19 protein-coding genes and 3 tRNA genes are annotated in these 22,322 nt (G+C 58.0%); 19 read left to right on the top strand and 3 right to left on the bottom strand.

What is annotated here, in order from left to right:
• The first annotated feature begins 128 nt into the window (after positions 1 to 128).
• The 5 genes from rplJ (at position 129) to AC1AWK_RS01275 (ending at position 6,919) form a co-directional block, all read left to right on the top strand.
• Entirely contained in the window at positions 129 to 650 is a 522-nt protein-coding gene (gene rplJ / locus AC1AWK_RS01255) for a 50S ribosomal protein L10 (RefSeq protein WP_476567501.1), read from the top strand.
• Positions 651 to 765: 115 nt separating this feature from the next.
• Positions 766 to 1,149 carry a 50S ribosomal protein L7/L12 gene (gene rplL, locus AC1AWK_RS01260; RefSeq protein WP_476567502.1) on the top strand — a complete coding sequence of 128 codons (384 nt, stop codon included), beginning with the start codon at positions 766 to 768 and terminating at the stop codon, positions 1,147 to 1,149.
• Between the two features lie 234 nt (positions 1,150 to 1,383).
• The gene (locus AC1AWK_RS01265) at positions 1,384 to 3,063 is read left to right on the top strand and encodes a variant leucine-rich repeat-containing protein (protein WP_476567503.1); all 1,680 of its coding nucleotides are present in this window, start codon (positions 1,384 to 1,386) and stop codon (positions 3,061 to 3,063) included.
• A 7-nt stretch (positions 3,064 to 3,070) separates the two neighbouring features.
• Positions 3,071 to 6,697: a helicase gene (locus AC1AWK_RS01270; RefSeq protein ID WP_476567504.1), complete on the top strand. Its 3,627-nt coding sequence runs from the start codon at positions 3,071 to 3,073 to the stop codon at positions 6,695 to 6,697.
• A 15-nt stretch (positions 6,698 to 6,712) separates the two neighbouring features.
• Positions 6,713 to 6,919 (top strand): hypothetical protein, encoded by a 207-nt coding sequence (locus AC1AWK_RS01275; protein ID WP_476567505.1) that lies wholly within the window; start codon positions 6,713 to 6,715, stop codon positions 6,917 to 6,919.
• Between the two features lie 33 nt (positions 6,920 to 6,952).
• Here the strand turns inward: AC1AWK_RS01275 and AC1AWK_RS01280 are convergent, their stop codons facing one another.
• On the bottom strand, positions 6,953 to 7,735 hold the full coding sequence (locus tag AC1AWK_RS01280) for an SAF domain-containing protein (protein ID WP_476567506.1): 783 nt from the start codon (positions 7,733 to 7,735) through the stop codon (positions 6,953 to 6,955).
• Between the two features lie 119 nt (positions 7,736 to 7,854).
• Positions 7,855 to 8,055 carry an FmdB family zinc ribbon protein gene (locus AC1AWK_RS01285; RefSeq protein WP_476567507.1) on the bottom strand — a complete coding sequence of 67 codons (201 nt, stop codon included), beginning with the start codon at positions 8,053 to 8,055 and terminating at the stop codon, positions 7,855 to 7,857.
• A gap of 149 nt (positions 8,056 to 8,204) precedes the next feature.
• Here AC1AWK_RS01285 and AC1AWK_RS01290 point away from each other — a divergent pair, with 149 nt between their 5' ends.
• From AC1AWK_RS01290 to AC1AWK_RS01340, 11 genes are all read left to right on the top strand, one after another.
• On the top strand, positions 8,205 to 8,900 hold the full coding sequence (locus tag AC1AWK_RS01290; RefSeq protein ID WP_476569510.1) for a GNAT family N-acetyltransferase: 696 nt from the start codon (positions 8,205 to 8,207) through the stop codon (positions 8,898 to 8,900).
• A 209-nt stretch (positions 8,901 to 9,109) separates the two neighbouring features.
• A complete protein-coding gene (locus tag AC1AWK_RS01295; RefSeq protein ID WP_476567508.1) occupies positions 9,110 to 10,084 on the top strand; it encodes a hypothetical protein in 975 nt (324 codons plus the stop codon).
• A 168-nt stretch (positions 10,085 to 10,252) separates the two neighbouring features.
• On the top strand, positions 10,253 to 10,546 hold the full coding sequence (groES, locus tag AC1AWK_RS01300; protein ID WP_476567509.1) for a co-chaperone GroES: 294 nt from the start codon (positions 10,253 to 10,255) through the stop codon (positions 10,544 to 10,546).
• A gap of 342 nt (positions 10,547 to 10,888) precedes the next feature.
• Positions 10,889 to 11,980 (top strand): histidinol-phosphate transaminase, encoded by a 1,092-nt coding sequence (locus AC1AWK_RS01305; protein ID WP_476567510.1) that lies wholly within the window; start codon positions 10,889 to 10,891, stop codon positions 11,978 to 11,980.
• A gap of 166 nt (positions 11,981 to 12,146) precedes the next feature.
• Positions 12,147 to 12,228 (top strand) — tRNA-Tyr (locus tag AC1AWK_RS01310).
• A gap of 1 nt (position 12,229) precedes the next feature.
• Positions 12,230 to 12,301 (top strand) — tRNA-Thr (locus tag AC1AWK_RS01315).
• A 4-nt stretch (positions 12,302 to 12,305) separates the two neighbouring features.
• Positions 12,306 to 12,379, top strand: a tRNA-Met gene (locus AC1AWK_RS01320).
• A 46-nt stretch (positions 12,380 to 12,425) separates the two neighbouring features.
• Complete coding sequence (gene rpmG, locus AC1AWK_RS01325; protein ID WP_033514989.1) at positions 12,426 to 12,596, top strand: 50S ribosomal protein L33; 171 nt, start codon at positions 12,426 to 12,428, stop codon at positions 12,594 to 12,596.
• A 182-nt stretch (positions 12,597 to 12,778) separates the two neighbouring features.
• A complete protein-coding gene (locus AC1AWK_RS01330; protein ID WP_476567511.1) occupies positions 12,779 to 13,489 on the top strand; it encodes a Crp/Fnr family transcriptional regulator in 711 nt (236 codons plus the stop codon).
• A gap of 111 nt (positions 13,490 to 13,600) precedes the next feature.
• Positions 13,601 to 15,883, top strand: a complete 2,283-nt coding sequence (locus tag AC1AWK_RS01335; protein WP_476567512.1) for a transglycosylase domain-containing protein — start codon at positions 13,601 to 13,603, stop codon at positions 15,881 to 15,883.
• Positions 15,884 to 16,126: 243 nt separating this feature from the next.
• Positions 16,127 to 17,188, top strand: a complete 1,062-nt coding sequence (locus AC1AWK_RS01340) for an NADH:flavin oxidoreductase/NADH oxidase (RefSeq protein ID WP_476569512.1) — start codon at positions 16,127 to 16,129, stop codon at positions 17,186 to 17,188.
• Between the two features lie 99 nt (positions 17,189 to 17,287).
• On the opposite strand, the gene AC1AWK_RS01345 is transcribed toward AC1AWK_RS01340, so the two are convergent.
• Positions 17,288 to 18,436, bottom strand: coding sequence for a quinone-dependent dihydroorotate dehydrogenase (locus AC1AWK_RS01345; protein WP_476567513.1), 1,149 nt, complete (start codon positions 18,434 to 18,436; stop codon positions 17,288 to 17,290).
• 254 nt (positions 18,437 to 18,690) lie between these two features.
• Between AC1AWK_RS01345 and AC1AWK_RS01350 the strand changes: the two genes are divergently transcribed.
• Genes AC1AWK_RS01350 through galK form a run of 3 tightly spaced genes read left to right on the top strand, consistent with a single transcriptional unit; the run spans position 18,691 to position 22,035 of the window.
• Positions 18,691 to 19,494, top strand: a complete 804-nt coding sequence (locus AC1AWK_RS01350; RefSeq protein WP_476567514.1) for a DeoR/GlpR family DNA-binding transcription regulator — start codon at positions 18,691 to 18,693, stop codon at positions 19,492 to 19,494.
• Between the two features lie 7 nt (positions 19,495 to 19,501).
• A complete protein-coding gene (gene galT / locus AC1AWK_RS01355) occupies positions 19,502 to 20,752 on the top strand; it encodes a galactose-1-phosphate uridylyltransferase (RefSeq protein ID WP_476569514.1) in 1,251 nt (416 codons plus the stop codon).
• Between the two features lie 32 nt (positions 20,753 to 20,784).
• Entirely contained in the window at positions 20,785 to 22,035 is a 1,251-nt protein-coding gene (gene galK, locus AC1AWK_RS01360) for a galactokinase (protein ID WP_476567515.1), read from the top strand.
• Positions 22,036 to 22,322 lie beyond the last annotated feature (287 nt).

Here is a 22,322-nt window from a genome sequence, read left to right on the forward strand (position 1 = left end):
AGGTTGCAGTATGAACCGTCGTTTGCGACGGATGCCCGTTACGGGTGTGTTGTGCTCTGCCTGCGTGCAGGGCTTTTTTGTTGCCCGGCGAATCTTTCTTGTCAACGGCCGACTTAGGAAGGAACGCCATGAAGAGGCCCGAAAAGGAAGCGGTGGTCGCCCAGCTTACGGCTCAGTTCCGTGAAGCCGACGCGATCTACCTCACCGAGTACCGCGGGCTTACCGTTCCGCAGATTTCCGATCTGCGTGAAAAGCTAGGCCGCGATACTTCCTACACTGTGGCGAAGAACACGCTGACTCGCATTGCCGCTAAGGAAGCTGGCATCGAGGGTCTCGACGAGATCCTCTCCGGCCCGACCGCGGTTACCTTCGTGAAGGGTGACTTCATCGAGGTGGCGAAGACCCTGCGTGATTTCGCCAAGGAAAACAAGGCACTCGTTGTCAAGGGCGGTTACGCTGATGGAACCGTCTACGACGCAGCCGGTGCCATGCAGCTCGCAGACCTCAAGTCTCGTCCGCAGCTGCTCTCCGAGATGGCTGGCGCGCTCAAGGGCACGATGGCCAAGGCCGCATACGTGTTCGTTGCGCTGCCGACCAAGGCGGTGCGCACGATGGACGCTCTGCGCGACAAGCAGGAGAAGGCTGCCTGATTGCGTGCGGCGTCAGCCGCGTCCGTAATCGACAACGTACCAATAAATCAATAAAAATTTCGGTAGCCGGCGCTCCAAGTCATCAGCCGGTTGCCACGAATGAAAGGAAGCCATCATGGCTAAGCTCACCAAGGACGAGCTCCTGGAAGCGTTCAAGGAAATGACCCTCGTCGAGCTCTCCGAGTTCGTGAAGGCGTTCGAAGAGGAATTCGACGTTGAGGCTGCCGCTCCGGTCGCCGCTGTCGCCGCTGCTCCGGCTGCTGGCGCTGCTGCCGCTGAGGAAGAGAAGGATGAGTTCGACGTCATCCTCGCTGCCGTCGGCGACAAGAAGATTCAGGTCATCAAGGCCGTGCGCGGCATCACCTCCTTGGGTCTGGCCGAAGCCAAGGCTCTGGTTGACGGTGCTCCGAAGCCGGTGCTCGAGCACGCCAAGAAGGAAGATGCCGAGAAGGCCAAGGCCGCTCTGGAAGAGGCTGGCGCCACCGTCGAGCTCAAGTAATGTGCGCGGCGTCAGCCGCACCCCATTACGTAGGGTGGGCCCCGTCATTGTTGTGACAATGACGGGGCCTTCCCATATTGCGACACGGCATATTGGCGAAGTCGCTATGATGATAGGGGGAATGGACCTCCGCATTGGTGGAGATTGTGTTCCGACGCGCGTTGTACAGCATTCATGGGTCAAACCATGACACAATGGCAGGTAATGCGTGTCCGTGAAAGGAAGGCCGGCATAGTGAGTGGTGAACGACAAACACAGCAGTGGGTGATTAAGGTCGATGGCGTTGATCTGACCAGCGTGCGTTCGGGAGAGCGCCTAGAGATTGGTCGTAAGCCGTTGCGTCCCTTGCTGTCCAACGGTATTGTGCGTTTGGAAGTTCCTGATGAGACACGCTCCATGTCGAAGCGTCACGCGCTGTTTTCGGTAAATGAGAGCGGTACGGCTACGTTGCGTGATTTGCATTCCACCAATGGCACGTATGTGGTGCAGGAACAAGGGGGGTTGGCGCGGTTGCCAATCGATGCGGATTTTGTGCTGCCTTCGTCATTGGTGCACGTGCAGTTCGGCGATGTGCCGGTTGATTTTATGCGTATGGATGTGGCACAGGACGTGCAGCCGAACGAATCGGTGACTGATTTGTTTGATTATGCGGCCAATGGCGCACGCCAGGAGCCGGATGCCTCGGATATGTCGGTGGATGAAATTCTTGACTTGCGTGCCGGTGAGCCGACCAGCATGTTCCGGGCTCAGGATGTGCGCCAGCAGGCGCAGCAGCTGCACGTGGATCCTTTGGATGCCGTGAAGCATGATTTGCCGGCTGATTTGCCCGATGCGGCCATTGCGTTGTTGCAGGCGCAGCAGCAGTCCGTAGAGGAATCGCTCAACGCCGCGCAGGATATGATTGCCGCCAGCGCTGTGGACGGTGATGTACACGCTCCGGTGGCTGAGCCGGAATCCCGAGCCTTGGATGTGGGCGAAGTGATGCCCAGCATCGATGTGCCGGTGGTGGCTCCGGCTGTCGAGGACGTGGCGGTTGATGATTTGTTTGAGACGGGTATGATTCAGCGGCAAGATACGGATGCGGCTACGGCTGCAGCCCCTCTGCCCGATGCGCCCATGACGAATGCGCCGATGGGCGTTCCTGTGGATGGATCCGGTATCTTGTCCACGCAGGAGTCCCCGATGTCGGAAGAGGACGTTGCCGTGTCTGACGGACCGGTGCTGGCTCAGGATTGGGTGGAGCGTCGCACGGGACCGTTGCCGGTATCGCAGGAAGCGACTCTTGCTGCGTCGTCCGTAACGTCGTCCTCGTCGAGTGCGTTGGCGCCGGTGGCGGCTGCTGCATCGGAGGGTATGACGGTGGAATCCGCGTCGCTTGCCGTATCGCAGCAAAACGACATGCAACCGCAGGCCATGGCGGAAGCGGCGAATCCGGTACCGGTGGAATCGGTTGCTTCGGTGTCCACAACGTCACTTGAAGATTTGCGTGGCGGTGAGCCGGTGTTTACAGCGTTGGACGATGCGCCACAAACGGATGACATGCAGGTTCCGCAGGATCATCAGGCGTATGTGCAGGGTCGAGGTCAGGTTTCTTCGGTATCTCAGGAGGAGACATATACCCCTGCGTTTGAGCCGGGTTCGGTATTCGAGCGTGTTTCCAAGGGCGAGTTCGCGGCGCAGGAGCCGGTGGTTGAGGTTGAGGGGCTTCACTCGGATGATGCCAAAACTACGACGGATTTCTCCACGCAGTTTGCCATGGCGCGTCATCCCGAACTGCTGCCGTTCCTGGCGATGAATCCGTCGTTGTATGACGATTTGTACGCGTGGCTGGCCGCGCAGGGCAATCAGGATATTGACGACGCCTTGTCACGCAATTCAGGATATGACCAGTATCGCAGATCAGTAGGGAAGTGAGCGCATTATGAGCGCACAGGCATCAGGGCAGAACGCGGCGTCGGGAGTGGATCGGCTGCGCGAATGGCGCGAGGAGTATCGCAAGGGGTTGGCACCGTCCGCCTTGCAGGACGTCGAGCAGCTTGGTGCACGGCTTGAGTTGACTCATGCGCATCCGTCGGGCATTGCGCGGCTGTTTGCCAGCGGTCAGGTGACGTTGAGCGCATTGTTCAGGGACAACGGCATGTTGCGTACCGCCGAACGTCGTTTGGACCGAGTGTTGGACGATCGTGCTGCCAAGGGGCGCATCGCCGGATTGGCGGAGCTGTCGCTGGTGGTGGGCGTGGCAACGTGGCGTCATCACCATATGCCGGTGCTGCTGTATCCAGTTGAGGCCAGTGGCAATTCCAAGGCGTCCGCGCATGATGCGTCGGTGACGTTTGTGGGACGTGTGCAATTGAATGCCGCGTTTGTCAGTGCTTTGCGCGAGCGTGGCGTGCGGCTTGATGAGCGCGCATTGTTTGACGGTTCGAATTATGCGTCCGGAACTCCGGAAACATCGGCGGTGTTCGCGGCTATTACCGAGCAGGCGTCGGGTGTGCTGGAGGATTTCTCGATCGAACGGCAGATTATTTTGGGCTGCTTCATGGATCCGGCCACACAACTGTTGGTGGAAAGCCAGACCTTGATTGCCGAATTGTCTGCCGGGGCTACGGGCAATACGTTAGTGGATGCCCTGGCTGGGTATGAGCAGGCCGATAAGGCGTTGCGTGAGGATGTGGTTGCCCAATACAGTCCTTTCGACGGCGATCCGCATGCCGAATACGCCGTGGGAGATGTGGACAACGCTGTGCGATATGCGGCGAATATAGCCGCGGCCGGGCACTCGCTGATGGTGGACTCATCACTGGGGGCCGATACCGCACAACAGGCGGCTGCCATTGCCTCCCGCTGTGTGATGGCGGGTAAGAGTGTGCTGTATGTGCCGGGTGTCGCCGATCAGCGCCGCAGGTTCACGCAGGTGATGAGCAAGCATGACTTGCAGGGATTGATACTGGATCTGTCTGAAGAGCAGATGGCGTCAAGTATTGATCGTCGGCTCATTGAGGCGGTGGGTTTCCGCGGCGGCAACGCCAAAGCCCGATTTGATCAGCTTTCCGATGAATTGGTAGGTGTACGTTCCCGTCTGACCCGCTATTTGGGCGACCTGCATGGGGTGAACGAGCGTTGGGGGGTATCGGCATATCAGACGATTCAGAATCTTGCCAATATTGCCAGCATGCCAACGCATCCGTGTACGCGCGTGCGGCTGACTCAGGATACTGCGCGTTCGATCGCCGGCCATATGGAAGATTGGGTTGGCAAACTGGAGCGTGCCGGCGAAGTTGGCGAATACACCATTACCGAGCAGGATACGGCATGGTTCAAAGCGTCGATTACCAGCGAGGATGAGGCGGTTGCCGTCTATCAGCGCGTGATGAATCTGTTGCAGCAGGTACTGCCTGCCACGCGCGAGCAAGTTACGTCCACGGTGCAGACGTGTGGCTTCTCCATTCCATCCACCGCGCAGGAGTGGGGACGTGAGGTTGCGGTATTGAAAAATCTTCGCCGTGTGCTGGATGTATTCCAGCCGGAGATTTTCGAACGCGACATTGCTGCCATGATCGAGGCCACACGATCCAAGGCCGATCGCAAGGCCAATGGTTCCTCCATGGGCTTCTGGGAACGTCGTCGCCATATGAAGGAAGCTCGCGGGTTGCTGCGCGTGGGCGCGCAGGTGGAGAACTTGCATGAGGCGCTGAAAGTGGTCGCAAAGCAGTCCGAGCAGTGGCATATGTTTGCGCCGCGTGGCGGCTGGCCGGTGTTACCGGGCAAGTTGGATGACATTGTGGCGACGCAGGAGGCGTTGTCCAGCAACATGACGGCGTTGAATGCGGTGTTGGCGACCACGCCGCAGGGCGGTAATTTGGAGACGGCGGACTTCAATGAGGTTGAGGCTCGTCTGAAACGGTTGTTGGATGACCATCGTTCGTTGGATACCTTACCGGAACGTTGTCGTTTGGAACGGGAATTCCAGACGGTGGGTTTGACCGCGTTGGTGGATGATTTGCGTGAGCGTGGCGTGAGCGTGGCTTCGGTGGGTGCCGAATTGCAGCTGGCATGGTGGACTACTGTGTTTGAGGATATCGTGCGCTCGTCGGCCATGATTTCCAATCAGGATGGGTCGGCGTTGCAAACTGCCGCCGATCGTTTCGCCCAAGTGGATGTGGAGCATGTGCGTTCGGTGGGTCCTATGGTGGCGCAGGAATCCATGCGTCGTCTGTGCGATATGCTGTTTGCGCATACGCAGGAAGCGAATGTGCTGCATACCGCGTTGGCGGGGCAGGGGCATGTCGCCTGGGCGCGGTTGCGTCGCGACCATCCGCAGATTATGGCGGCTGCCACACCGGTGTTGATGGCTACTCCCGCGACCTTAGCGGCATTGACCGAGCCTGCGATGATCGCGGATGTGGCGATTGTGGATGCGGGAGCGCATATGCCTTCCGTACAGTTGTTGGCCGTGTTGAGCCGTGTTCGTCACGTGGTGGTGCTGGGACATCGTGAAACGATGACGTGTGAGTCGTTGAAGACGTTGGTGGATATGCTGCCGCGTGTGCAGGTGGATGAGGGCATGGGCTTGCGTTCGCCGTTGGTCGGCGAGTTTTTGCAGGAGCATGGGTATGGTGCGGTGCGCTATGAGGTTGCTGTGGAAGGCAAGCGTGGCGCGGTGCGGTTCCATCAGGTGGAAGCGAATGGCATTCCGGTGATGTCCACTGGCTTGGTGGAAAGCAGCCAGCAGGAAGTCGACGAAGTGGTGCGCATCATTATGGCTCATGCCTCACGTTTCACCATTGTACCGGCGCAGTACACGCTGACGGTGGTGGCGTTGACCAGTGCTTTCCGTATGCGTTTGGGTGCTGATTTGAAGTCGTTGGCGGCGAAGAACCGTTCCATGGGCAAATTCTTACGGCATGTGCGTATTGTGGATATTGCCGATGTCGCCGGAGCATATGCCACTGATGTGATTATTGCTTGTAGCTATGCTAAGACGGCGCATGGTCGGCTGTTGCAACAGTTCGGTTCGATTGAGGGCGACTCAGGCTGCGGCATGCTGTTGGATGCGTTGGCTCTGGCACAGCGCCATGTCGATATTGTGGCGTCTTTCGATGCAGATGATATGGATGACGAGCGCATTCATCAACCCGGCCCGAAGCTGTTGAAGGATATGCTGCGTTGGGCGAAGCAGGCTGGCGAGACGAATGTTGAGGAACAGCTGTGTTCTCGCGGTGAGGATGATGTGCTATTTACGGATTTGGCACAGCGTTTGCGTGCGCGCGGCTTGTGCGCGCAGGTGGAGTATGGCTACGAGCACGGCGACCGGTTGGCGTTGGCGGTTGGTTTGCCGGATAAGCCGTTGATGTTGGCGGTGTTGACGGACAACGCCCAATTTATGGGCATGCAGTCGACACGTGAACGGCATCGTGTGGCGGCGGAGCGTTTGCATCGTTTGGGCTGGTCGGTGATGACGGTGTGGAGCGTTGGCTCGTTCGTCAATCCCGATAAGGAAGTTGATCGTATCGTGGCTCGGCTTGGCGAGCTGTATCGGGAAGCCTGAGGTGTGGAGGACGTTATGACTTCGTCGCATTATGATCCGAACCGGCGCACTGCGCGTGGGCATCGTCGTGTGGTGCGCCAAGGTACGGAGCGTTTTGATGCCGACGGTGTGAAATGGGAACCCTCGGATGTGCTGACCGCCGGTCAACGTGCGGCGGATGATGACCAGCGCATTTTAGGTGAGTTGCCTCCTCACTGGGCGCAGTTCAATTCACGGCGCTAGCCGTTGCCTAGTTGAGCGAACACATAGTGCACGTTACTGACGGCCGTCCTCAAGACGGCCGTTGTCATATTGACGGTCATCGTGGTGGTCGCTGGCGATAAACCAATGGGTGTCGCGTAACGATAGCGCGGTGACGGTGTCGTCGGCGGGCATGGCCAGGGTGAGTGTTGCTGATACATGCCAAGCATGCTCTGGCTCGGATGGCGAGTCATGGTCGTTGTGTGGGACGACGTGAATGCCGATGAGTATCGCATGGTCGCTGACGATACGTGTGTTGGCGTTTTCGTCATTGGTGTTCTCGCTGTGGGCGCGCTCTTCGTTGGTGCCCTCGTGGAGCTCTGCACTAGGGCCTGCGCTAGTGCCGGTCGATGCGTTGATATGAGGATGGGCACGGATGGTCAGCCTGCTGGCAATGGTAAGACCTTCGCTGGCGTTGGCGATGGGCAGATCAACGACGCTGTATCCTGTGGGAATGGCAGGCGCTGTGCTGACGGCACTATCGGGTATGGGGGTATTGGCGTACAATGTGATCAGTGCTGTGGTGCCTTGCGCCTGATCGGCGGAAACAAGCATATGTTTGCTGATGAGGCTGCGTGGCACATACATGGTGACGAGGTTGTCGGCGGTAAGTACATGGCCGCGTTCCACGGTGGTGCTGACGACGATGACGGGGGTGTTTTCTTGCGGCATGGCGATGACCTGCGCCAGCATGAGTGCGGATAATCCGGCAAGTACAGCGATGCAGAGTCGACGCGTGTTACGCCTGACTCGGCGTTGCCGCAAAGTGGCGGGTTCGCGGTAAGGGAAAATAAGCATGCGCTTATCCTGCCTTGGTGGCGCGAACCGTGGCAAGTATGATGGATGAATGTGGTCGAAGGCTTGTTGTTGGCGTGTCGCCGGTGGCGGCGGATGCGTTTATTGACGCATGTACGACCTTATTCCGACTTCGACGAGGACGACGAGGAATCCGTCCGATAGAAACCACTGCCCTTGAATGCGATCGGAACGGATGCATATACTTTGTGCACTTCCGGTTTGCCGCATTCGGGACACACGGTGATGGGAGCGTCATCAAACGACTGATGTTCGGTGAAATCGTATGCGCATTGCTTGCAACGGTAATGATAGGTAGGCAATGTTCTCCTCCGTGCATGTTCCTCGCGTGGCTGCGGGCTTATTCGTATAGTGACCGCTACATATCCTAGTCGGTGTCAAGACACGTGTGGCGGTGCGGTGCAAATGCCGCCCGCATGCGCAGCGTGGTGGCACAATGGAAGTCGTGTCTATGTTGCGTGGTTTGTGCTGGTCTCGTTCCTGTAGCGAGACATCATGGTCGTTGCCGCGGTCTTTGCGTACGTCGATGGGCGGACCTGCTGTTGTCTTACGCCCGCTGACGTTGGATGATGAGGATGAATGGTCGGCGGTACGATGGGATAATCGAGAGTGGTTGGCTCCGTGGGAATCTTCCGATCCGCAAGGTGGTGCCGGATTGTCGTATCGTGCGTGGATGCGCCGGCAGGAGATGATGGCGCGTACCGGGCAGGGCGCGGTGATGGCGATTACCTTGCAGGGACACATTGTGGGGCAGATTTCACTGGGCGCGGTTTCGTATGGTTCGTTGCGTTCCGGCATGGTGGGGTATTGGGTGGCGCAGGACTGCGCTGGGCAAGGGGTTGCCCCCATGGCGGTGGCGCTGATGGCCGATTGGGCGCTGCTTGATTCCAGAGGGCCGCAGTTGCATCGCATGGAAATCGCCATTATGCCGCATAATCTGCGCTCGCTGAGGGTGATGGATAAAGTGGGCGCGCATAGAGAAGGCGTAATGCGGCGCTATATGTACGTAGGTAATCAGTGGTGCGACCATGTGGTGTATACCATGATGTGTGAGGATGTTCCAGATGGTTTTGTCGCGCAATTATTGCTCCGACACGCCATAACACCAAGGACACGAAATATCCATAAAGTCCCCTATTCTTGTTGAATATGGATTACCAATCGCTCAGTACCCTCATTGTGCTGGCGATTGTTGTACTTGTTTTGGCTTGTTGGCTGCCCAATCGGACGGTGAACGGGATGAAACGGGTGATTCAACACCGTGAGGATCGATATTCTCCCTCGTTGCATCTTATTGATGCACACAGTGCGACTCGGTTCTCGGATGAGCGCACGCCGCGTGCGAAAGGGGCTATTATGCAGCCAACACAGTCATCTGCCACGTTGTCCCGTGCGCATATCGAGCATGTACGGCAGTTGCGTCGCTCGGCGGTTCGTCGCCGGCAGATGCTGGTGTTGTCATTGGCGCTGACGACATTGGCTGTGGTCGTCGCGGCGCTGGTATGGCATTTCTCTGCGTGGTTTGCACTGATTCCCGCGGTGTTGTTGGCGGTCGTGGTGACGTTGGGAATGCGCGCGTCGCGTCACGCGAGGGCGTGGGAGCGTCGTGTGGCTCAGCGGTCTCGTCTGTCGGCCCGTGGTCCAAAGGTTGCCGAACGATCCAAAGCCGGTCGGCAACCTCAAGTAGATGCTGTGACTACACATGGTGATGAGCGGGCGCAGCCGGTGGGGCCATTGAGCGAACCGGTAGCCACTTCTCGCGATGATACGCCGACGGATGTGATGGAACAGCGTGAGATTCGCCGTGCGTTACGCCAGGCGCGTGCCGAGGCTCAGGCTGCATTGGATCGTCGTCAGAGTTCGGCGTCCGATATGTCAGATGTGTGTGAAGATCAAGCGTTGCAAGCCCCGTTGGAGCAGGAGTCGACGACGCTGACGGTGCATGATGAAACGGTGGAGCGCGACGCCACCATTGAGCTTCACGAAGTGCATGCGGCTCGTGAGCTTGATGCGGTGGATATGACAAGCTGCCAAGATTTGATTTCGTTCTCGTTGGGAGCCCCGCGCGATGGCGTAGTGCCACAGGTTGCCGAGCCGCAGAGCTTGGAGATTCGCTCCTCTGCCAAGCAGGTAGCGCAGGCCGTGCCTGTGGAGGCCGAGGAAGCTCGTCGTATTGCCGAGTCGGTGCAGCGTGATGACGATTCGGATATGGTTGAGGATTGCGGTGAATTCCATGATCGTGAGACGCATGCGGATATCGACGCGCCGCAAGAGACTTCCGATTCGTTGGGGTCGGGGTTGGAAACCATTCTGGCACGTCGGAATTCCTGAGGTTTCACTCTCAGCGTTAGCACTCAAGTTGGCAGAGTGCTAACAATCGCGCTACGATGGTGTTTGGCGCGAGGGAACGGCGTGTTCGGTGTATACGTCAGCCGCCTGGCACATCGTTTCGTCGCGAATGGTATTGGTTCGTTTCTCTGAAGAAAGAGGAGGCACACCGTGTCGATCTCACTCACACCGTTGGAAGATAAGATTATCGTCAAGCAGGCGGAAGCCGAGACGCAGACCGCTTCCGGTCTGTTCATTCCGGACAATGCCAAGGAGAAGCCGCAGCAGGGTGAAGTCCTGGCGGTTGGCCCGGGTCGTCGTGACGACAAGGGCGAGCGCATCCCGATGGATGTCAAGGTTGGCGACAAGGTGCTGTATTCCAAGTATGGTGGTACCGAGGTGCGTTACGAAGGCGAGGACTACCTGATTGTCTCGTCTCGTGATGTGCTGGCCATTCTTGGCTGAGTGATTTATTCGCTGCATGCAGCGTAGACGGGGTCTGCCGGAGTCGGTAGGCCCCGTTTGTTATACGGTGATTTTGTTTTTTGTGCGGGGTGCTGCTCGCCGATACGGCGACGGTGCAAGAAGGGGAGTCGGGTCAATCCCGGGAAGCGGTCTTGCGTATCTGTAGCCGATGGGGTGCGCGGGGCGGAGGATGCGCTGCTCCGTCGATGCGGGTGTGTTGGGGCGTTGAAGGCGGCGTGTGTGTCGTAACGCCGTGGAGTGTTCGTCGTGGGAGGCGTCTCCGGCATCGGTAAGTGAGATGTATGCGGCGCGTTGCGGTTTTCCGCGCCTATGATGGCAGACATGACTTTCCGATATCGTTCCATCATCGACACTATTCCCTCCTACCGCCAGGGGCGTCCGGCGCCACAGCGCGAAGGGGTTCGCGCATACAAGATCTCCAGCAACGAAAATCCGTTCGCGCCGTTGCCGGGCGTGGTGGAGGCGATTGAAAACTCGGCGTTGGGCACCATCAACCGGTATCCCGACATGCGTGGCTGGGCGTTGGTGGAACGTTTGGCGGCGTTGCATGGTGTCGACCCAGAAGAAGTGGTGTTGGGCTGTGGATCTACGGAGGTCATCACCATGGTGGTGCGCTTGGTTGCCGGCCCCGGTGACGAGGTGGTGTATCCGTGGCGTAGTTTCGAGGCGTATCCGATTATTGTGGCTGACGCGGGGGCCACCAGTGTGCAGGTACCCAATCGTGCCGATGGCGGACATGATGTGGAGGGGATAATTGCCGCCTTGTCGCCGCGCACGCGATTGGTGGTGGTGAATAACCCCAATAATCCTACGTCGGTAAGCCTGACGCGACAGGAGATGGAGCGTATGGTGAGGGCGGTTCCCGAGGATGTGCTCATTGTGGTCGACGAGGCGTATGTACAGTTCAATACCGATCCGGACACCTGCGATGGTATGGCGTTGTTCGCCGAGCATCCGAACGTGGTGGTGGCGCGTACCTTCTCGAAGGCGTATGGTTTGGCTGGCTTGCGTGTCGGCTATGCCGTGGCTCGTCGGGAGATTATTGAGGGTATGCGTAAGGTGGCGTTGCCATTCGGCGTGTCTGATGTGGCGCAGTCAGCGGCCATCGCATCGTTGGATCAACAGGATGCCTTGAACGAGCGGGTTGAGGTCCTTGTACGTCGTCGGGAGTGGCTGGTGGACGAGCTGCGCCGTCAGGGGTGGACAGTGCCGCAGCCGTATGCGAACTTCGTCTGGCTGCCGGTGGGCGATCGCACCATGGATATGGCGGCTGCATGCGAGTGTCAAGGGTTGTCGGTTCGTGCGTTTGACGGTGAAGGCGTGCGCGTGTCCATTGGCGAAGTCGAGGCGTGCGAACGCTTTGTGTCAGTGTGTGCTGGGCTGCGCAGTCAATGGTATGGGGCGAGCGCATAATCGGGGATATGGTGATAGCCGACAGGTGAACCCCCTGCGATAGCAGGACTGTTTGGGGGGATTTGCGGGAGTTGTCATATCACGGCGTGTCGCAGGTTGCGTATGTCGCACTGCCGTGGCATGATAGCCAAGTTGCCGGTTGCGGCCTAGGTTGCACAGGTAACGCGGCGGATTTCCCAAGCGGTCAAAGGGACCTGACTGTAAATCAGGCGCTTCGTGCTTCAGTGGTTCGAATCCACTATCCGCCACGCCTCGATAGCTCAGTGGTAGAGCACTTCCTTGGTAAGGAAGAGGTCGTGAGTCCGATTCTCACTCGAGGCTCTCTGGCGGGATAGCTCAGCTGGCTAGAGCGTACGACTCATAATCGTAAGGTCAAGAGTTCGAGTCTCTTTCTCGCTACAAAGGTCGGCAACGGCCAATACACAACCAACAAGAGGTGAACGACATGGCAAGCAAGAGCGCCGACATCCGTCCGGGCATTACGCTCGCGTGCACTGAGTGCAAGGAGCGCAACTACATCACGACGAAGAACCGTCGCAATACGCCGGATCGTCTTGAGCTGAAGAAGTTCTGCTCCCGTTGTGGCAAGCAGACGCTCCACCGCGAGACTCGTTGATTGTTGCGTAGCGATACGCCGAAAACCCGACCAATCGGTCGGGTTTTTTGTTGTGCGATGCACGAGCTGTCCGCCATGATGGTGTAATGTCGTGTGGCGTGCGCGCGCCCGCTAGGGTGAACGTTTTACAATGGAGGAAGCGACGGCATGGTTGCCGCATTGGTGGGAGGTGCGATGTGTCGATGAAGGCGAATGAGATGCCGGACGAGGAGAATGTCCTGCTGCATACCGCGCTATTCAAACAAGTTTCGCCTGATCAGGCCGAGGAACTACTGCCTGCGTTGCAGCGTGCGGTGTTTGACAAGGGTGATTATATCTTCAGCGAAGGGGATACTGACCATCGTATCTATCTGCTGGAGGAGGGCAAAGTCAAGCTCATCCGCGAATCCAATGACAACCGTGTGCAGCTGATCAGCATCCACGCACGAGGCGAGGTGTTGGGTGAGATTCCGGTGTTCGATCCGCATGGCGGTCCTCGGACTGCGTCGGCGGTGGCGATGGGCAACGGCACCAGCGTGGTGTGGATGGAGCATCAGGCCTTGTTCGCCTGGTTGGATAAGTATCCGCGTGTGGCGGTGGACATGCTGCAGGTGCTGGCTAACCGTATGCGCGCCAATTACGAGCGCATCTCCGACTTGGTGTTCATGGATGTGCCGGCGCGTTTGGCAAAAACGTTGCTTAACCTTGCCGTACGATTTGGCGAACCGGTTGAGGAAGGCGTGAAGGTTCCCCATGATTTGACACAGGAGGAGATGGCGCAGTTGGTGGGCTCGTCGCGAGAGACCGTGAACAAGGCGTTGATGGATTTCGCCAATCGTGGCTGGATTGCCCGTCAGGGTCGTTCCATCATCATCTATCAGCCGGGCATGCTTATTCGGCGTTCTCGCCACTAAGTTTCAGCGAATATTCAGAGAAAATGGCTTTCTGTGGCGCTTCTGTAAGGAATATACGTGCTGATGGCGCAACGCGCCGGTTGGTAGACCCGCCCCTCTAGAATATTCAGCATGCCCAAGAAGAAGACCCTGCTTGTTCGACGTGTGTTTTCGCTCGTACTGTCTTACATCCTGCTGTGCGTCAGTGGCGGTGTGGTAGCCAGTCTGCTGGTAATGCCGGCGGTGCTGGGAATTAATAACGTGGTCAAGTCGGTGGCGCCGTCCTTACAGGTCCAGGGCGTGGATTTTGATGTGACGAATCTGCCGCAGCAGTCGCGGCTGTATGCCTCCGATGGGCAGACGGTAATTGCCACGTTCTATGCACAAAATCGTATCGTGGTGCCGCTTAAAGAGATTTCCAAGCCCATGCAGCACGCGGTGGTGGCGCGTGAGGACCGCCGTTTCTTCCAGCATTCCGGTGTGGATGTGCAAGGCGTGATGCGAGCGTTCGTGCAAACGTATATCAAGAAGGGCGATACGCAGGGTGGTTCGTCGCTTACGCAGCAGTATGTCAAGAACGTGCTGATGGTCAAGGCTCGGGAAGATAACGATCCCATTGCCGAATATCATGCTTCCGAAGACACCATCGCTCGTAAGCTGCGTGAGATGCTGATCGCCGTGCAGATGGAGAAGCAGTATTCCAAGCTGGAGATTTTGCAGGGTTATCTCAACATCGCGCAGTTCGGGAGCAATAATCTGTTTGGTGTGGAAATGGCGGCACGTCGCTATTTCAATACTAGCGCTGCTGACTTGAACATTGTGCAGGCAGCGACCATCGCGGCGATTACCAAGAACCCGGAACGCTACGATCCGTCCATCGAAGCCAATCGGAAGGAATCCGAAGAGCAGCGCAATATCGTGCTTGATCTGATGCTTGAGCAGGGGTATATCACTCAGGCCGAACATGACGAGGCGGTGAATACGCCTCTGGCCGATACCTTGAATATCCAGTCGGTGGAGGCTGGATGCCAGTCGGCGGGCGATGCGGCATTCTTCTGTGATTACGTCACCAACCAGATCCTTAACTCCAAGGAATTCGGTAAGAATGCCGAAGAGCGTGACAAGCTACTCAAAGAGGGTGGTCTTGATATCTACACCACGATGGATGTCAATGCTAATGCGGCTGCCATGAAAGCTGCCCGTGACACCATCCCGGAGAATGACCCATCGGGATTCGAGGTCATGATTGCTGCGATCAAACCGGGGACGGGCGAAGTGCTGGGGTTCGGTATCAACCGAACATATGATGCTACGTCTGCGGCGCAAAATGATCCGACGAAAACTTCCATGAATTATATGGTGGATGAGGCCGATGGCGGGGGAACGGGCTTCCCGACTGGATCGACCTGGAAGCCCATCAATTTAGTGGCGTGGATGCAGCAGGGACATTCCATCAACGAGGTGTTGAAAACCTCTACCCTCTACCAGCAGAGCAGTTTCAATTGCGCAGGTCATTCGTTTACGGGCAGTGCATGGTCGGTCCATAATTCCGAAGGTGGCACGGTGTATCAGGAAACTCCGTTGCAGGGTCTGGTGCGCTCGCACAACACCACGCAGGCGGCCATGGCCTCGCAGATTGGTCTGTGCGCGATTGCGGATGCGGCTAAAGAAGTGGGATACCATAATGCGGCCGCCAATGCGGAGGACGTGTATTCCACCAATTCCTTCCAGCCTCCGATGACCATTGGTACGGCGCAGGCTTCCCCGCTGACCATGGCGAATGTGTATGCCACTTTGGGTGCCAACGGTGTCGAATGCACTCCGGTTGCCATCACCAAGGTGACGAACCAGTCCGGTGAATCACTCAAGGTGCCGCAGGCGAACTGCCATCAGGCTATTGACCCGGACATCGCACAGACGGTGGCGTACGCGCTGAACCAAGGTGTGGTGCAGCCGAACGGCGAGGCGGCGGCCACCCAGTTGGACAATGGGCGCAAAACCTTTGCGAAGACGGGTACCAACGAGAACACCATGATGCTTACCGCCGGTTTCGTGCCGAATGAGGTGGCGGCGTTCGTGGCAGTCGGCGATGCCCAGAATCCGACCCGGAACACTTTTGACAACAAGACGATCAACGGGGTGTACCGTCGTTCGTGGTATGGCATGTATATTGCAACGCCGGCATGGAAAGAGTTTATGAACACGTATCTGGCTGCGGCGAACATACCGATTGACAATAGTTACGGTACGCCTGCCGAACAATATACGTCGACGTCCTCATCGCGTAGCAACGAGAATAAGAGCGATACGCAGAAGCAGGATAGTGGAGGCAATGACCAGCAAACGCAGGCTGACGCCGGGCAGGATGCCACGGATACCAGCCAGCAGCAGGCGACGGTACAACGAGACGAATAGCCTCCGCCTGGCTGTTTTCGCTACCTGATAATCATCGGTATATCGCGGTTGCGCAGCGCATGAGAGGTGCGTGGTATACACATGAACATTGGGCGAACGCTCGTCATGGTGGCGGGCGTTCGCGCATATGATGCGTAGAATTGCACTCGTGGCGGTTGCTGTGTAGGGCAGTAAGACGCCGTTCATCGATACAACAAGGAGGGGCGTGTGGCTGATCGTAATGGCGCGTTGTTATTCGAACCGATGACGTTGCGGGCGCTGACGGTGCGCAACCGTATCTGGTTGCCGCCTATGGATATGTATTCGGCGTATGACTGCGATGGCAAGCCCACGCCGTTCCATTACCAGCATTATGTGTCCCGTGCGCTTGGCGGGTTCGGCATGGTAATCGCCGAGGCGACTGCTGTCAGCGCCGAGGGGCGTATCTCGCCGCGCGATGTGGGGTTGTGGAACGATGATCAGGTTGAGGCATGGCGTTGGATTGTGCGCGATGTGCGGGCTGCCGGTGCGGCGATGGCAGTGCAGCTGAATCACGCCGGACGCAAGGCGTCTACGGGTTGCTTCGGCATCGGTTACGAGCAGGGGAGTGTGCCGCCGGAGGCGGGTGGCTGGCCTACGGTGGCGCCCAGCGCCGTACCGTTTGGCTCGCTGGCCATGCCGCGCGAGTTGCGCGGTGAAGAGATCGACGCTATTGTGTGTGATTTCGCCCAGGCCGCCGCCCGAGCGGTGGCTGCCGGTTTTGATGCGGTGCAGATTCACGCGGCGCATGGATATCTGCTGTCGCAGTTCCTTGACCCGTTGATCAACCAGCGTACGGATGACTATGGCGGCGATTTGCATGGGCGCATGCGCATGTTGGTGGACGTGGTGGATGCGGTGCGTGAGGCTATTGGACAAGATATGCCGTTGTTGGTACGCGTGTCGGCTACGGATTGGGCGGCTGGCGGCTGGGATGTGGATCAGACGGTGCAAACCGCGGTGACGCTCAAGGCGCATGGGGTAGATCTTATCGACGTGTCCACCGGTGGCATGGTGCCGAATGTGACCATACCGGTAAGGCCGGGATATCAGGTGCCGTTTGCGGCGCAGGTGCGCGAGCGCGCGCAGATTGCGACGACGGCGGTGGGACTGATTACCAAGCCTAAGCAGGCGGCGAAGATTCTTCGTTCTGGTGCCGCCGATGCGGTGGAGATTGGCCGTGCCGCGTTGCGCGAGCCGTCGTGGCCGATGCGTGCCGCGCATAAGTTGGGGGTGGCGAGCGAATCGATGCCATACCCGGACCAATACGTGCGCGGAGCATACTGATGCACGTGTGATGCAGCGGTGCGCCTGTCGTCTCGACCTAGCGTCACGTTGGCAGGCGCACCGTCGTAGGCGGACGTGATGTCCACCGGGGCGATTGCGTTAGGCGTCGATGCCGACGGCTTGGCTGACATGGTCGAAGCCGTCTCGTTTGAGCAGTTCGGCAAGACCTCGCTTCAATACGGTGATGTGCTGCGGTCCGCGATACATCAACGCACTGACGAACATGACCAGGCTTGCGCCGCTGCGAATTTTGGCGTAGGCCTGTTCGGGGGTGAAGATGCCGCCGATGCCGGCAATGGAGAATCGTTCGCCGAACTCGCGGTAAGCCTGTCGAATCATCGCGTTGCTGGCTCGGTAGGTTGGTCCCCCCGAGAGTCCACCTTCCCATGTTCGCGGAATGGTCAGTCCGGTGCGGTCCTTTTGCAGGTTGGCGATGCTTAGGCCTTGCACGTTGTGGTCGGCAAGCACGGCGAGCAGTGCACGCATCTCATCCCAAGACTTGTTCAGGGGCAGTTTGACGAGCGTGGGCTGCGGTCGTTGCACGGTGTCCAGTGCGGTGAACAGGCGGTCAAGGTTGGCCGGGTCATCGGTGAAAGGTTCGCCGGCGTGCGTGTTGGGGCAGGAGATGTTGATTTCCACCATGGCGCTGCGGCCTGCGGCGCGCTCCATGGAGATGCGGTAATCCTCGATGCCTTCGTCAAGATCGCCGACGAGCTCATCGTTGGTGCGGGCGATGGAGATGGACATTTGCATGGTAGAAGCGTTGGTCCAGGCGCGTTCGGTGCGGGGGATGACGTGTTCGGAACCGTCATTGGCCAAGCCGACGTGTACGAGCATGGAATCGTATTCGGGAAGCCGGTGGAACCACGGCTTGGGATTGCCGGCGCAAGGGCGTGTGGTGGTGGATCCCACGGTTTCAAAACCGAATCCGATGTGGTCGAGCAGCACTGGCATGTCGCAGTTCTTGTCGAGTCCTGCCGACAGGCCGAAGGGATTGGTGAAATCCACGCCCATGACAGTGGTTTCCAGCACGGGGTCGGTGTAGTCGAGCATGGAGCGCAGTAGCCACATCAGCGGCGGAATTCGCTTGGTGACGTTGCAGAAGCGGATCATGGCATCGTGTGCATCATCGGGCGCTTGGTTGAATACCATGTGCGGTTTGATGATGTGCTTGTATCCGAAGGTGAATAGATCTGTGGTGGCTTTGTTGATGGCGTCGTGCCAGAAGTTGTCGCAAACATAAGTCATGTTCCTATTGTCTCACCCTGTGCGGTCGTATGCCGGCATCTTGGGTTTTGGCATGTGGTTCGAGTGCATGAACCGTGCGCAGTTCGTGTGTGTGGAGATGGCTGGGGGATGGTATGAATGGGCGGTGTTTGACGCAGTTGTCATGATGTGTGTTTGTGCTGTTGGTGTGCGCAATGGTGCGCTATGGTGGTGTTTAGCTAGCGAAACGCTCACGGTAGTTGCTCTTTTGAGTGAATGTGTGCGATAATGTTCATATGATATCGTCGCAACGACAACATTTGATTTTGAGCAGATTGCGTACTCGTGGCGCGGTGCGTATCACCGCACTTTCCAAGGAATTGGGCGTGTCTGCGATGACCATTCGACGCGATATCGCGGAGCTTGCCGATAAAGGACTGCTTAAGCGTGTGCACGGCGGTGCCGTTACCACCAGTACGCTGCTGAGCGAACCGTTGTTCTCGGTTAAGTCGCAGATGGATATCGGCTTGAAGGACGCCATTGCTCAGGAAGCCATCAAGTATGTGGCTCCTGGTGATGTCATTGCCATCGGCGGCGGGACCACGGCGTATGTATTTGCCCAGCATCTCCTCGAATCGCAGCAGTCGTCTGGCATCACTATTTTGACCAACTCCATTCCGGTGGCCGAACTGGTACAAGCTTTGGAATCCAAGGATGTCGAAGTAATCGTCACCGGTGGTGTGATCACCCGTTCCAATTCTCTGGTCGGTCCCATAGCCGACAAGGTAGTGGCATCGCTACGCGTGAACACGGTGTTCTTGGGTACGCATTCCGTATCCATTCCACGTGGTTTCCTCATGCCGAACTCCTTGGAGGCGGCCACTGATATGGCGATGATGGAGATTGCGGACCGCACCATCATCTTGACGGACCACACCAAGTGGAGCTGCACGTCGCTGTCGCTGTTCGCTCGGTTCGACCAGGTGGACACGGTGATTACTGACGACGGGTTGGACGCTGATTCTGCAGCGAAAACCAAAGATTTGGTAACAGAACTCGTTCTGGCACACCAGAGCGAACAACCACAAGAAAGTGAGTGAACCAGTAATGAGCGAATTCGCGAATTACACCCCGGGCGCATATGCGCAGGAGCATATCCGCATCACGCCGACGACGCTGTCGGATGGGCGTGACTTCTTCTATCTGGATGATGACCCGGAATATGTCAGCGGTGCCAAGACGCGTGAAGTGAACGATCCGCGTCCGTTAGACTATCGCTTCGCCCCCCATCTGGATGCCGATGGCAATGAGGTGCCGTATGCGGCTCCCCAGATGCGCCGCGATCCGCTCACCGGCGACTGGATTCCGATGGCCACTGCCCGCATGAATCGTCCGATTACGGCTGGCCCTGGTGCGACGGCAACCGGCAACCCGCTGGCGGCCCGCAAACCCGGTGATCCGTATCAGGATGGCGAAGTGCCGGATACCGATTACAACGTCGTGGTGTTTGAAAACCGTTTCCCCTCCATGGTGCGTGTGCCGGGTGCGGATGATTCGGTGAGCTACGTGGATGGCAATCCGTTGTGGCAGAAGAAGCTGGCCGCGGGCCGTTGCGAAGTGATCTGCTTCGATCCCGATGAGGATGGCCTGCCGGCGAACCTGCCGGTGAGCCGTTTGCGTACGGTGGTTGAGGCGTGGGCGTTCCGTACTGCGGAAATCTCGAAGATGGACGGTATCGAGCATATTTTCCCGTTTGAGAATCACGGTCAGGAGATTGGTGTTTCCCTGGCGCATCCGCACGGCCAGGTGTACTGCTATCCGTTCATCGCGCCGAAGATGGAAACCGAATTGCAACACACCGAAGCGTATTTCGAGCGTACCGGCGGCAATCTGCTCAAGGACATTATGAACGCGGAAATCGAAGCGGCGCAGCGCATTGTCATGCGCAATCACAGCTGGGTGGCTTATGTGCCTGCCGCCGCCCGCTGGCCGCTGGAGGTGCATGTCGCTCCCGTGCGCGACGTGCTGACGCTTGATGAGCTCAACGACGACGAGCGTTGGGATCTGGCAAGCATGTATTCCACACTGCTCAAGCGCGGCAATGCGTTCTTCGACAAGGGAGACGGCAAGGGTATGGATCTGCCGTACATCGCCGCATGGCATCAGGCTCCGATCCATGACGCCCGCCGTGAACACTATCGCATGAACCTACAGTTCTTCTCCTTCCGTCGCGCGGCGAATAAGGTGAAGTATCTGGCTGGTTCGGAATCCGGCATGGCTGCCTGGATCTCCGACACCACGCCCGAGCTCATCGCGCAGCGTTTCCATGAGCTCGGTCCGATTGATATTGCCGACTGAACGGATGCCACTACGAGATAAGGAATGTAATCATGTCAGCTGTTGAATTTATCGAACCGTTGTCCGTCGACGATGGCGTGCGCATTGCCACCGAGCTGTTCCAGGCGACGTTCGGTGAGACGCCGATGGGTGTGTGGGCGGCTCCGGGACGTGTGAATCTGATTGGGGAGCACACTGACTACAACGCCGGTTTGTGCTTGCCTATCGCGTTGCCGCATCGCACCTTTGTGGCCTTGAGTCCCCGTGAGGACACCAAGGTGCGCGTGGTGTCCGATATGGCTCCGGGTGAAGTGAGGGAAGCCGATTTGGCGGGACTGCAGGCCCGTGGCGTCGATGTATGGGCCGCGTATCCGGTGGGTGTCGCGTGGGCTATGCGCGAAGCTGGTTTTGCAGCGGTGCGTGGTTTTGACGCTGCGTTTACCTCCTGTGTGCCGCTGGGGTCCGGACTCAGCTCTTCCGCCGCCATGACGTGTTCCACGGCTTTGGCGCTGGATGCAGCTTATGGTTTGGGCTATGGGGACACCGACGCTGGTCGCGTCACGCTGATTGATATGGCCATCACGTCCGAAAACGATATGGCCGGAGCCTCTACCGGCGGTCTCGATCAGAACGCTTCGATGCGCTGCAGCGCCGGGCATGCCATCCGTTTGGACTGCCGTCCGGGATTGAGTGCTGTGGAAAGCGTATCGCCACAGGAATTCGACCTCGACAAGTACGGTCTGGAATTGCTCGTGGTGGATACTCAGGCGCCTCATCAGTTGAATGATGGACAGTATGAGGCGCGTCGCTCCATGTGTGAGGAGGCCGCGCGTATGCTTGGCGTCGACAATCTGCGTGAGACCGCCGAGGCGGTGCAGGCGGCGACGGATAGCGAAGCCGCTTTGCGGCAAGTGCTTGACCGGTTGGATGACGAGACGATGAAGAAGCGTGTGCGTCATGTTGTCACTGAAATCGCCCGCGTGGACGAATTTGTGGAGGCCTTCGCCAATGGCGATATCGCCACGGCAGGCAAGTTGTTCAATGCTTCGCATGATTCGTTGCGCGATGATTATGAAGTCACTGTGGATGAGTTGGATGTGGCGGTTGACGTGGCTCGCGCCAACGGTGCGTATGGCGCTCGCATGACCGGTGGCGGTTTTGGTGGATCTATCATCGCCTTGGTGGATAAGGGGCGTGGCCATGAGGTTGCGCAGTTGATTGCTGACGAGTTTGAGCGTCGTGGATTCCATGCGCCGCGAGCATTGGCGGCGGTGGCTGCACCGGCAGCGTCGCGCGTGGCTTAGTCGGTGATGCGTTGCCGTACTAGGCTCGTAGGGTGAATCGATCGAATGGGGCGTCTGTCGTCGTACAGTGACGGCAGACGCCCCATCGTATTCTGGGGGATGTCGGGGCCATGGGGATGTGATAAGTTAATCAATTAACTTAAGACACGCCGAATATACTAAAAAAAGCAATGTAATTTCAACGGTTTTGATTATCTGGTATTAGTTATACGTTTAATGATGCTAGACTTGCCTATCGATGTTGCGATGGCCGATTGGTCCGATCGCACATCGGCGATGTATCGGAA

It is taken from the genome of Bifidobacterium sp. LH_491 (genome assembly GCF_056356495.1).

Excerpts from the sequence above, each read along its gene's own strand:
- rplJ (WP_476567501.1), top strand. The coding sequence starts at position 129 with ATGAAGAGGCCCGAAAAGGAAGCGGTGGTCGCCCAGCTTACGGCTCAG.
- AC1AWK_RS01340 (WP_476569512.1), top strand. The coding sequence starts at position 16,127 with ATGACGTTGCGGGCGCTGACGGTGCGCAACCGTATCTGGTTGCCGCCT.
- rpmG (WP_033514989.1), top strand. The coding sequence starts at position 12,426 with ATGGCAAGCAAGAGCGCCGACATCCGTCCGGGCATTACGCTCGCGTGC.
- AC1AWK_RS01350 (WP_476567514.1), top strand. The coding sequence starts at position 18,691 with ATGATATCGTCGCAACGACAACATTTGATTTTGAGCAGATTGCGTACT.
- galK (WP_476567515.1), top strand. The coding sequence starts at position 20,785 with ATGTCAGCTGTTGAATTTATCGAACCGTTGTCCGTCGACGATGGCGTG.
- AC1AWK_RS01345 (WP_476567513.1), bottom strand. The coding sequence starts at position 18,436 with ATGACTTATGTTTGCGACAACTTCTGGCACGACGCCATCAACAAAGCC.
- AC1AWK_RS01335 (WP_476567512.1), top strand. The coding sequence starts at position 13,601 with ATGCCCAAGAAGAAGACCCTGCTTGTTCGACGTGTGTTTTCGCTCGTA.
- AC1AWK_RS01330 (WP_476567511.1), top strand. The coding sequence starts at position 12,779 with ATGAAGGCGAATGAGATGCCGGACGAGGAGAATGTCCTGCTGCATACC.
- AC1AWK_RS01275 (WP_476567505.1), top strand. The coding sequence starts at position 6,713 with ATGACTTCGTCGCATTATGATCCGAACCGGCGCACTGCGCGTGGGCAT.
- galT (WP_476569514.1), top strand. The coding sequence starts at position 19,502 with ATGAGCGAATTCGCGAATTACACCCCGGGCGCATATGCGCAGGAGCAT.
- rplL (WP_476567502.1), top strand. The coding sequence starts at position 766 with ATGGCTAAGCTCACCAAGGACGAGCTCCTGGAAGCGTTCAAGGAAATG.
- AC1AWK_RS01305 (WP_476567510.1), top strand. The coding sequence starts at position 10,889 with ATGACTTTCCGATATCGTTCCATCATCGACACTATTCCCTCCTACCGC.
- AC1AWK_RS01270 (WP_476567504.1), top strand. The coding sequence starts at position 3,071 with ATGAGCGCACAGGCATCAGGGCAGAACGCGGCGTCGGGAGTGGATCGG.
- AC1AWK_RS01280 (WP_476567506.1), bottom strand. The coding sequence starts at position 7,735 with ATGCTTATTTTCCCTTACCGCGAACCCGCCACTTTGCGGCAACGCCGA.
- AC1AWK_RS01295 (WP_476567508.1), top strand. The coding sequence starts at position 9,110 with ATGCAGCCAACACAGTCATCTGCCACGTTGTCCCGTGCGCATATCGAG.
- AC1AWK_RS01290 (WP_476569510.1), top strand. The coding sequence starts at position 8,205 with ATGTTGCGTGGTTTGTGCTGGTCTCGTTCCTGTAGCGAGACATCATGG.